Below are 10,857 nucleotides of genomic sequence, written 5' to 3'. Positions count from 1 at the left end.
CCAAGCTTTTCTGGTCGGAACCCCCTAAGCCGAGTTTTCAAGGTGCTGCGCCGTCCACTTGGTTTTCGAGACTGGCCTTTTAATTCTAACGTAAAGCCAACCTAGAACGGCGGGGTTTCAGACCCAAAATTTCCGATGAGCGGTAGCAAGACGATCCACAACTCCACACCATTCACCCTCAACGTGACCATCATCGGGCGGAATGGCTCCGAACCGTCAAAGGACGGCAACTATGTCAGCGCATCGATCGCGCCCAACGCGAGCTATACGCTTCAATACGGCAACGACCAGAACCCATACATGAATGTCCTGAGGTTCTCGATCTCCGGGCAGGGCATGATGGACGATACACTGTTACAGAAGGTTCAACCGTTGTTAAACGAACTATAAAACTAGAATCAACACAGATAAATGTATTAGTCATTATTTTCTCTATTCATTCACAATTTCTTCCATCAATTGCTGATCTCTTTCTTCTCTCATTTGATGAATAATTTCAGTAACATCGGTTTCAAATAGTTTTCCCTGACGACGTTCATAAATAGCTTTTCGAGTCGCGTCAATTCGTTCTAATGCAATTTACCAAGAGGGGTGATATTTGAGTTTTTTTCCTAACAATTCCTGTTCTTCTAGGGACAGGATTGGCTCTTCTCGACTTTGTGTGATAATTTTTGCTTATGTAAGGTTAAATGCTTACTGGGCAAGACTTTTAGGACTATTTTGAAAGAAGAAACTATCAGTATAGACCTCGTTTACACACAGAAACCAGAAGAGCCAAGGATTTAATTGCATTAACTAGAGATTCCACGAGTTCAATATTCATTTTTTTACATCTTTGACCAAAATTATCGGTGTTTATGAAGAGTTACTATAGCCTAGCCTTTGAATTATAACAAAGAGACGCAAACTCCGTCACTTACGTCCCCAATTCATCATCAATCAAAGTTTACCGCTTGGATAACCGAGAAATAACCCGTTTAAAGTCATATCCCCCCGTAAGGAAAATTAACCCGACTTTTTTAACAATTGTCGGCAAAATTTTGCTTGCTTTTTTCACGGCTTTTTGAGATGATATTTTTATAAGACTTTATATACAATCGAGTGGTGGCAACCAAAAAAAATATAAACAGATTCCCATTATAAGAAAATTGTAACCGAAGCCAGCGCCCAAGTCAAGGGATCACTCCTTTTTTTTTGAGAAGTTTTCCAAGAAAAAAATCCAAGAGGCAGCCGGAGATATTCGGTTTTTCTTCACTTTTTGGGCGAAAAAACCCTTTTAGGATGCCTATAATAGGAGATAGAAAGGGTTAAAAACAAAAAAAATGGCGGAGAGAGTCCAGAAAATCCTTGCCCAGTGGGGAATTGCCTCCCGAAGAAGGGCGGAGGAGATGATTGTGGCCGGCCGGGTGAGACGGAATGGCAAAATCGTGCAGTTAGGAGAAAAAGCCGACCCCGAAAAAGATCACCTAGAGATAGACGGAAAAAAAATTGAACCGGGCAATCGTCCCCAAAGATTGTATATACTAATCAACAAACCCATTGGTGTGGTTTCTACCTGTAAGGATCCGCAAAACCGGCCGACGGTGATTGACCTTTTGCCCGACTCCCTCGCTGGCGAGACAGGGTTACATCCCGTAGGACGGTTGGACATTAACACCACTGGGGCTTTACTCCTCACCAACGACGGTCAACTCACCCTCACCCTCACCCATCCCCGTTATCATTTGCCCAAAACCTATCGGGTTTGGCTAGATGGTGCGGTTGATAGACTTGCTCTCCAGCGTTGGCGAGAAGGTATCCTCTTAGGGGGAAAAAAAACCTTACCCGCACAGGTTGAGATTCTCAAGCAAACCGACCAAAAAACCCTATTAGAAGTTATTTTAGTGGAGGGAAGAAATCGGCAGATTCGCTGTGTAGCTGAAGAATTAGGTTATCACGTCCTGAAACTTCATCGCAGTGCCATCGGTCCTATTCAGCTAAACTCTGGTAATAATTCCCCCTTACCCTTGGGTCATTACCGTTTTTTAACCCTTGATGAACTGAAATATTTAAAAAACCCGATTAACTAAGCTGAAAGTCAGCCCCTAATAGCGATATGTTTCGCCTTCTCCAATCACAACTTGATCCCCAGCATAAACAGCGCACCAAATTACTGGAAATCGGCGTTTATTTGCAAAAAAATCGCCTAGAACAGTCCCTTTCTCTCGAGGAAATTGCCCAGAAAACCTTGATCCCGCGCCATCGTCTAGAAGCGCTGGAAGCGGGGGATTTGGAGGCATTGCCCGAACCGATTTATATTCGTTGGTTAATCAAACAATTTGCCGATAGTCTGTCCCTAGATGGTGAGACGGTTAGCCGGCGTTTTCCCACCAAGGTAAATAACTTTTTTAGGGGAATAAAACCGTCTTTATCGCTGCCGAGTCTTCAAATTCGCCCGATTCATCTCTATTTTCTCTATTTAATCTTAGTTATTGGTTCCGTACAAACCCTATCCCACGTCCTGCAAAAATCGGTACTGCAATCGAATCGCTTGCCGCCGCCTTCCTTGCCACAACAGCAAATTGTGCAACCGAAAAGCAACCCCCTTCAACCGGTAGCCAACAAAACCAGCAATAATCAGCAGCTGGTGGTGGAGGTAAAACTGGAAGATGACTGCTGGCTGCGGGTGGTGGTGGATGGGAAGACAGAATTTGAAGGTGTGCTGCCCCAGGGAAGCCATCGCACTTGGCAAGCAAACCGAGAATTAACCGTGAGAGCGGGTAATGCCGGCGGGGTTTACGTTGCTGTTAATAATGCCAATGCTAAACAACTGGGGCAACCGGGCAAAGTCGAGGAAGTCACCTACCGGGCAAATTGAGCTAATTTATGCAAAAGGTTTTTTCACCCCTCGATCGCCTTCAGGGAGGGTTAATCGGGGCATATATTGGGGAATCCTTGCATAATCAACCCCTAATACCAGCCTTTAACTATGAGGCTACACCAAGCACGACCCTGCTTTTACAAGCTCTGCAATCTCAGGAAGATTTGCCCATTGCGATCGAAGCTAGGCAGCAGTCGGAATCGGCGTTATTATTTGTGCTGTTGCCGGAGATTTTAACCTGGCCTGACCATGGGGAACGTTGGCAAGCTAGATTAAATTTTTGGCTGAAAAAGGGCTTAATTTCCGAGTTAACCCGACAAGAAGCGATAATTTGGGGAGAGGCAGTAGGTCTGTTATTAGAGGGAAAAAGGCCTTTAAATCAGTTAATGGGGCAACTACTAACTATTAACCCCAAGAATAAGCTATTAGAGCAGATTCAGTCAGCTTTAGGACAGAATCATCCCCTAGAGTCCATTTTATCGGCTTGGGCGAAAGATATCTCACCTTTAGGAATTGCCATCGCAGCTTCTCTCTATACTTTTCTGCAAACGACCGAGGATTTCGCCGTGAGCGTGCGTCGCGCTAATTCTAGTCCCTATCAACGGCAATTAACCACCACTTTAGCGGGGATTTGGGCGGGATTGTACAACGGTATCGAGGGGATTCCCCTAGCTTGGCGGCAAAATTTGCCGAAAGAGCCAGTTAAACAGCAATTAATGGATAAAGCTGGGGAAATCTATCGAATTTCTTTGGGTATATCTCCTCATCTTGTCCTATCTCCCCATACTGCCGTCGCTTACGGGGGAACAATCCAACCCCGTCCTAGCTTAAAATTGGTCTCTCAAGATAAGTAGGGTTTGCTGAAAAAGTTTTTCCTGGTGTGGGGTGTGGGGTGTGGGGTGTGGGGTGTGGGGTGTGGGGTTTTACCCATTTTCACCTGGTCAATTACCTAATTTTCAGGGAAAAAGTCCAGGGATTTTCCCCCCAATCACTCCAATGGTCGGCACTTTTTGAGGTCAAAAAAGTCTAAAAGCCTTATCCAGCAAAGTTTTTAGATTTATTCAGCAAACCCTACTTAGTTTGAAAGATATTTTGTACCATTTTTTTATCTAAACCGGCGGCAATTTTATCTAATTCGGCTATTTCCCCACTATCTAAACTCCATCCTAAAGCCCCTAAATTATCCTCAGCTTGCCGAACATTTTTAGCTCCGGGGATAGGAATTGTTCCCTTACAGATACACCAATTTAAGGCAACTTGGCTAATAGTTTTATTTTTAGCTTGGGCGATAACCTCTAGGCAACTCATCAGAGGCGAAATAGCGGGAATTAATTGACCAAAAAGGAAGCGACGTAATCCAGGGGGTAAGTTTTTATTATCTCGATATTTACCCGTTAATAACCCCAAAGCTAAGGGACTATAGGCAATAATTTTAATACCCAATTGATCACATAGTTCCTTTAATCCTAAGTCAGTGAGGGGATAGGTAGAAAGGAGAGAATACTGTACCTGTAAACTGGTAATAGGAATGCCGCGACTGGCAAACTTTTGATAGGCAGACTTCAATCTTTTCGGTCCAAAATTGGATAAACCCACCCCTTTAACTAACCCCTTTTCCAGACAATCCCCCAATCCGTCTAATAATCCTCCCTCCTGCCATGGCGCATAATTGCCCGTTGACCAGTGCATTTGCACTAAATCCACCGGGCGGCCTAGTCTGGTTGCCGAAGCTTGACAAGCTTTCACCATGGCATGACGGGTTAAACGCCAAGGATAAGGGGCGAGTTTGGTAGCAATACGGATATGATCAGCGTTATAACCGGTATATTCCCCTGTAAAGCGTCCTAATAGCTTCTCACTCTGTCCGTTGAGTTTGCCTGTGCCGTAGGAGTCTCCCGTATCAAATAGGGTGACACCCCGCTCGACGCAGAGATTAAAAACCGCTTGTAACTGGCTATCCATACTCTCATCATAACCCCAGAGAAGACGATTTCCCCAGGCCCAAGTACCGCAGCCCATGGGGGGAAGGGATAGAGTTTGATGTGTGACTTTCAAGGGATTCATGGGTTAGTTTCTCTGGGTTTTTTCTCAAGCTTTCAGCAAGATATTTTATACTAAATCTGGTTATTAAAGACTGATTATTTATTCCCATTTTTGCCTTCTGCATGAGTAGAAAACGGGTTTCTCGGAGAAACCCGTTTTCTGTACTAAATCGACTTGGGTTTTTGTTTAACAAATAATCCCCGGAACCAATAGTAAAAACTATCGATATAAGTAAAGATTACCGGCACAACCACCAAAGTTAATAGGGTGGAAGTGGTAAAACCACCAATAACGGCAATCGCCATCGGTGCGCGAATTTCCCCATCTGCACCTAAAGCTAAAGCAATCGGTAACATCCCGGCAATTGTGGAAACGGAGGTCATAATAATTGGTCGTAAACGAGAGACTCCCGAATCAATCACCGCCTTAAATTGCGGTTTCCCTTCCTGAAGACCACTCAAGGCAAAATCTACTAACAGAATCGCATTTTTAGTGACTAATCCCATCAGTAAAACTATGCCAATTAAAGCGTATAAACCTAACTCTTTTTGGGTAATTAAAAGAGCGATTAAAGTACCACCAATCGATAAGGGAAGGGAAGTTAAAATCGCTAAGGGATAGAGGAAATTGTTATACAATAAGACCAGAATCCCATAGATAGAAATAATTGCTAAACTTAACGCCCCCAAAAAACGAGCGAAGATATCGCGCATAATACGAGCATCACCAAAGGGTTCTTCTGTCACCTCTGGGGGTAGGTTTTTCATGATTGGTAAAGCGCGAATTTGTGTCACCGCACTTCCCAACGAAACTCCCTCTAAATTAGCTCCAATATTAACCTGACGTTGACGGTTAAAGCGTTGAATTTCCGCAGGTCCACTACCTAAGCTAATTGTCGCCACCGAGTTAAGCGGTACTAACGTCCCATTACTGCTAGGAACGCGCAAATTTTGCAGAGTTTCTATCTCACTGCGTCCATCATTGGCAATTTTCACCCGGATGGGAATTTGTCGGTCAGCAAGGTTAAATTTAGCTAAATTAAACTCATTATCGCCAATTAAAGCTAAAGATGCAGTACGGGCGATCGCTCTGACTGAGACTCCCTGATCGGCAGCCCGCACGGTATCCGGTTGAATAATGATCTCCGGTTTAACTAAACTTACCCCGGAACTGACCTCGACAAAACCGGGTAAAGCTCGCATTTCTCGCTCTAATTTTTGGGCAGTTTGGGTTAAAATATCGCCATTTTCACTTTTTAAAATAATAGCCACATCCTTAGTGCTTCCTGCTCCCCCCTGCGCCCGAAAAGTCACTCTAGCCCCCGGTATCTTCTGGAAATCCCGACGGGTTTGTTCCTCAAATTGCCGTTGAGTTAGCGATCGCTGTTCCTTCGGAACTAAATTAACATATATTAAGCCCGTATTTACCCGTCCCGAATCTCCCGGAATAGCCAAAACATTAGCGACGGCGGGATTTTTTTGCAGTAAACTATTCACCTGATTAGCCACGGCAACGGTATCATTCAAAGTCGCACCGGGAGGCAATTCTAGACTGATGGTACTTAATCCAGTATCCCCGGAACTAAATAACCCTTTTGGAATCAAGGGAACTAACTGTAAACTACCGATAAAAAAGACCAAAGCCGCCAATAAAGTCAGGATTCGATGACGTAAAGCCCAAGTTAACAAACTTTTGTAGGGACGAAAACGGGGGCGCGAGGAAGGATTATTATCACCAGTTTTCAGCTTTTTCGGCTGTAGAATATAGGCACTTAACATCGGGGTGACGGTGACAGCGATCAAACTGGAGAATAGGGTAGAAACCGCCACCGTAACGCCGAAAGGTTGAAAGAATTGGCCCGGCACACCGCCCATAAAAGCAACCGGCAGGAATACTGCTATAATTGCCGCCGCACTGGCTAAAACGGCTAATCCAATCTCTTTTGAGGCATCAAAGGCCGCTTGCAGGGGTTTTTTACCCATAGCTAAATGTTGATCGATGTCCTCCACCATACACACCGCATCATCCACCAGATTACCCAAAGCTAAAGCTAAGGCCAGTAGGGTCATACCGTTAAGGGTATAATTTAGGGACTGCATCACCCAAAAAGTCGGGAAAATCGACAAAGGCAGGGCTAAACCCGTGATAATCGTGGCACGCCAATTGCCTAAAAATAGACCCACCGTGATCACCGTCATGATGCAACCGATGATCAGATCGCTCAGAAGGCTTTCGTAACTAGCACGAATTGAGTCAGCACGGGTAAAAATTAATTGAAATTTAATATCTTCGGGCAGTTTTTTCTTTAAATTCTCGATTTCTTGGCGCACTGCTGTTTCTACCGTCACCAAGGTGCTGCCAGTCCCCCGTAAAATCGAAAAACCCACCACTGGCTGCCCATCTAAGAGGGCCATTTGTCGAGGATCACTGGAACTATCGCTAACTGTCCCTAAATTGCTTAGGGGGACGGTATCACCGTTAGGTAAAGAGATTTGATAATTCCTTAAATCTTCGATCGTTTCAGCGCTGCCGAGGGTGCGGACGGTTTGTTCACTACCACCGATTTCCGATCGCCCCCCGGGTAAATTAATATTAAAACTGCGAATTTGGTCATTAACCGCCGTGGCCGTGATAGCGTAGGCGATCAGACGACTGGGATCTAAATCTACACGCACTTCTCGATCGACTCCCCCAACGCGATCGACTCGTGCTACCCCCGGCACTCCCGTTAAAGCGCGGCCAATTTGACGATCAACTAGATCACTTAATTCGGCGATCGATCTTTTCGGGGAGGAGATGGTATAGTTCATCACCGCACCCCCGGCAAATTCTAAACGTTGGACAATTGGATCATTAGTATCTTGGGGTAAATCCTGCCGAATTTGCGCTATGGCATTGCGTACATCATTGGTAGCGCGATCGCTGTTAGTGCCAAGGATAAAGTTAACGGTGGTGGTGCTGCTGCCCTCGTTAATAGTAGAAGTAATTTGATCGATATTACCCAAAGCAGCCACCGCATCCTCGACTTTTTTGGTGACTTGGGTTTCCAATTCCTCTGGACCGGCGCCGGGTTGATTAACGGTGATAATCACGGCCGGAATGTCGATGTTAGGAGAGCGATCGATCCCTAATCCTAGAAAGGCAATGTATCCCATTACGGCCATAACCAGGGAGATCAGGATCGTCGGAATGGGATTTTTGATAGACCAATTAGAAATATTAAAAGCCATAATTTCAGTTATCAGTTATCAGTTATCAGTTATCAGTTATCAGTTATCAGTTATCAGTTTTTGGTTTTTGGTATTTTCTTGGCAGGTTTTTAGAATAGCCCAAAGCATTTTACCAATTTCCTCCGCATCATCATTGATACTTTGAAAGGCTCTTTCCTCTATGTAATTCGTGTCTTTCAATAGAGACAGCCAATACTTTGTTTCTAGACATTCCTTATAAGCTATTGACATTTTAGCTCGAAAATCAGCTTGAGAAATAGCTCCATTAGCTTCGGCAATGTTAGCCCCGATTGAAGTGCCACTCCTTAATAGCTGTTTTGACAAAACATATTCTTGTTTAGTCTCACACAAATATTTATAGCCTTTAACAATCCTAATGGCAAATTTATAAGCTTTATCATAAACTTTACTCTCCATCTGTTTGCCCCGCTACCGATCACTGATTACTGATTACTGATTACTGATTACTGATTACTGATCACTGATTACTGATTACTGATTGCTGTAATTTTGTCGCCATCACCGAGATAGGCTGCCCCTTTGACCACAATGCGATCGCCCGCTCGTAAACCCGTAAGAATTTCCACGCGATTATTCGGCATAATTTGACCTAATTGCACAGTTTTGGCGGTGACAGTGTTATCAGGTTCCACTAAATAAACTAGAGCTTGATTATCTTTTTGAGGTAAAACTGCGGTCATGGGGACGGTTAAACTATTGCTAGTATTCGTCACGATCGCACCTCGTAAAAACATCCCCGGTTTTAACCCTGTATTGTCGGTTAAATCGACTTTAACCGTTGCTTGACGGGATGCCTCATCGACGATGGGATTAATTTCGCGCACCTGTCCCGATAATTTTAAACTGCTATTAGCATCGGAAGTGATAGTAACGGGCGCTCCGACGCGGATTAAGGGCAATTGATTCTCAGGAACCCGTAATCTTAGCTCTAAACGCCCATTTTCGATGATTTTAAAGAGAGCATTTTGACCGTTGGTGGTGTCCCCGATGCGAGCATTTCTTTCGGCAATTTTGCCACTAACCGGAGAAATCAGGCGCGTCTCGTTTAATTGAGCTTTAACAATAGCTAAACGGCTTTGAGCTTCCGTTAATTGGGCTGTAGCTTGGGCGATCACTTCGGGACGGTTGCCCGCTTGCAATTGCGCTAGTTGCTGCTCTGCTTCTCCTAAACGGGATTGGGTCTGTTGTACGATCGCCGCTTTGTTTCTTTCTTCATTGAGGACCTCATCGAGACGATCCCGGGCGATCGCTCCTTCCGCTTCTAAACTTTGGTTTCTCTGGACGCGTTTTTTAGCCAAATCCCAATCCGATTGAGCTTGACTAATTTCAGCCTTTATGCGTTGAATAGTTTGGTTAGCTCTAGCGATCTCCTCTTTACGGCTACCCGCTTGCAATTCTGCCAAACGCGCCCGGGATTGGGCGACATTTGCCTGTGCTTGGGTTAATTGCGCTTGTAGGACGGTATCATCGAGACGAGCGAGAATTTGACCTTGGCTAACGATATCACCCTCATCGACAAAGATTTCTTTGATTTGTAGTCCCGTCGCTTGGGAAAGAATCGGGATTAATTCGTAGGCTACCACGCTTCCAGTCGCTTTCAGGGTGCGGGCCACGGCAGTGGATTCCACCCTAGTGGTGGTTACTGTTTGTGCTGGTGCCTCATTTTTTGCCGCTACGGGCTGAGTATTGGGGTTTTGGGCTGTTTGGGGTCGATTAGCGAAACGAGTCGCCCCTAGGGTCAATAAAACCCCCAATCCCACGCCGATAAATAAACCCCTTCCTCCCGATAGCCAAGAGTTGGTTTTTGTCGGTTTTGGCGAGTATTCGGGTTCCTCTGGCTCAATTTCGGGTTTAAATGCGATAACTTCGGGAACTAGCGAATTATCGGCTGAATGCTGGTTATTTTCTAGGGTATCTGGCCGCACGGTCTGCCCTCTCGGTAGATTCTGGATAAAATGTTAAGTTTTGTATCCATTTATAATCTAACGGAAAAAGGTCACGGGTGGGGAAAGTGAGAAAGTGGACTTGCTGTGAAAATCCCAAATTGTCGTGGTTGGTGAGGATTCAGTAGGCAGTAGTCAGGAGACTCCGAGACAGTAGGCAGTATTCAGGAGAATTAAGAATGAGTAATAATCAATTAAATGGTTTATTTAGAGATTTTATGCCAGTTAATCTGGCTCTCCCCTACTTGTGGTCATAAGAAAAAGTTTTGACATCCTCACCGCCGTAAAACGGACGGCGATTCCCAAACCTCACGATTTGGGTTTCTGCTTCTTTCCCTTGCGGGGTTCCGCACCTGCCTGAACAGATTTACTCTGTTCTGGTCTTATGGTCGCTCTACAGACTGACACCGCAAGCCCTGAGGCCAAAATATTTTTACTCGCGTTAATATCTCGGTCATGGTGAGTCCCACAGTCTGGACAATCCCACTCTCGAATATTTAACGGCATTTTTTCAGCAATATACCCGCAATTACTACATCTTTTAGAGCTAGGAAACCATCTATCTATTTCGATGTAATTTCTGCCGTACCAACGGCATTTATAGGCTAATTGTCGGGTTATTTCTCCCCAACTAACGTCAGATATTGCCTGAGATAATTTCGGGTTTTTGACCAGATTCTTGACGGCTAAATTCTCAACTACAATCGTTTGGTTTTCACGAACTAATTGAGTGGTTAGCTTATGTAAATGGTCTTTTCTG

General features: G+C 44.7%; 9 protein-coding genes. 4 read left to right on the top strand and 5 right to left on the bottom strand.

Translation table 11 applies throughout. The features are described 5' to 3' along the window. The first annotated feature begins 135 nt into the window (after positions 1-135). The 4 genes from IM509_RS18380 (at position 136) to IM509_RS18365 (ending at position 3,714) form a co-directional block, all read left to right on the top strand. Positions 136-390: a hypothetical protein gene (locus IM509_RS18380; RefSeq protein ID WP_158499378.1), complete on the top strand. Its 255-nt coding sequence runs from the start codon at positions 136-138 to the stop codon at positions 388-390. A gap of 932 nt (positions 391-1,322) precedes the next feature. Continuing rightward, the gene (locus tag IM509_RS18375; RefSeq protein ID WP_072927031.1) at positions 1,323-2,069 is read left to right on the top strand and encodes a pseudouridine synthase; all 747 of its coding nucleotides are present in this window, start codon (positions 1,323-1,325) and stop codon (positions 2,067-2,069) included. A 26-nt stretch (positions 2,070-2,095) separates the two neighbouring features. After that, on the top strand, positions 2,096-2,857 hold the full coding sequence (locus IM509_RS18370; RefSeq protein ID WP_072927029.1) for a helix-turn-helix domain-containing protein: 762 nt from the start codon (positions 2,096-2,098) through the stop codon (positions 2,855-2,857). 8 nt (positions 2,858-2,865) lie between these two features. Beyond that, positions 2,866-3,714 (top strand): ADP-ribosylglycohydrolase family protein, encoded by an 849-nt coding sequence (locus IM509_RS18365; RefSeq protein ID WP_052277866.1) that lies wholly within the window; start codon positions 2,866-2,868, stop codon positions 3,712-3,714. Positions 3,715-3,931: 217 nt separating this feature from the next. Here the strand turns inward: IM509_RS18365 and IM509_RS18360 are convergent, their stop codons facing one another. From IM509_RS18360 to IM509_RS18340, 5 genes are all read right to left on the bottom strand, one after another. Further along, positions 3,932-4,924: an aldo/keto reductase gene (locus tag IM509_RS18360; RefSeq protein ID WP_185237678.1), complete on the bottom strand. Its 993-nt coding sequence runs from the start codon at positions 4,922-4,924 to the stop codon at positions 3,932-3,934. A 143-nt stretch (positions 4,925-5,067) separates the two neighbouring features. Beyond that, positions 5,068-8,133 carry an efflux RND transporter permease subunit gene (locus tag IM509_RS18355; RefSeq protein WP_185237679.1) on the bottom strand — a complete coding sequence of 1,022 codons (3,066 nt, stop codon included), beginning with the start codon at positions 8,131-8,133 and terminating at the stop codon, positions 5,068-5,070. A gap of 39 nt (positions 8,134-8,172) precedes the next feature. After that, complete coding sequence (locus tag IM509_RS18350) at positions 8,173-8,550, bottom strand: four helix bundle protein (protein WP_185236939.1); 378 nt, start codon at positions 8,548-8,550, stop codon at positions 8,173-8,175. 68 nt (positions 8,551-8,618) lie between these two features. After that, positions 8,619-10,079, bottom strand: coding sequence for an efflux RND transporter periplasmic adaptor subunit (locus IM509_RS18345; RefSeq protein ID WP_185236940.1), 1,461 nt, complete (start codon positions 10,077-10,079; stop codon positions 8,619-8,621). Positions 10,080-10,406: 327 nt separating this feature from the next. After that, on the bottom strand, positions 10,407-10,857 hold a 451-nt coding region (locus IM509_RS18340), incomplete at its 5' end, for an RNA-guided endonuclease TnpB family protein (RefSeq protein ID WP_287717304.1).

This window comes from Microcystis sp. M31BS1, from assembly GCF_020245285.1.
GTDB classification, from domain to species: domain Bacteria; phylum Cyanobacteriota; class Cyanobacteriia; order Cyanobacteriales; family Microcystaceae; genus Microcystis; species Microcystis panniformis.
The sequence above is the reverse complement of the archived record's forward strand: the minus strand, read 5'-3'. Positions and strand labels throughout refer to the sequence as shown.

Coding starts and splice junctions, on each gene's coding strand:
- IM509_RS18380 (WP_158499378.1), top strand. CDS start 136: ATGAGCGGTAGCAAGACGATCCACAACTCCACACCATTCACCCTCAAC.
- IM509_RS18375 (WP_072927031.1), top strand. CDS start 1,323: ATGGCGGAGAGAGTCCAGAAAATCCTTGCCCAGTGGGGAATTGCCTCC.
- IM509_RS18370 (WP_072927029.1), top strand. CDS start 2,096: ATGTTTCGCCTTCTCCAATCACAACTTGATCCCCAGCATAAACAGCGC.
- IM509_RS18365 (WP_052277866.1), top strand. CDS start 2,866: ATGCAAAAGGTTTTTTCACCCCTCGATCGCCTTCAGGGAGGGTTAATC.
- IM509_RS18360 (WP_185237678.1), bottom strand. CDS start 4,924: ATGAATCCCTTGAAAGTCACACATCAAACTCTATCCCTTCCCCCCATG.
- IM509_RS18355 (WP_185237679.1), bottom strand. CDS start 8,133: ATGGCTTTTAATATTTCTAATTGGTCTATCAAAAATCCCATTCCGACG.
- IM509_RS18350 (WP_185236939.1), bottom strand. CDS start 8,550: ATGGAGAGTAAAGTTTATGATAAAGCTTATAAATTTGCCATTAGGATT.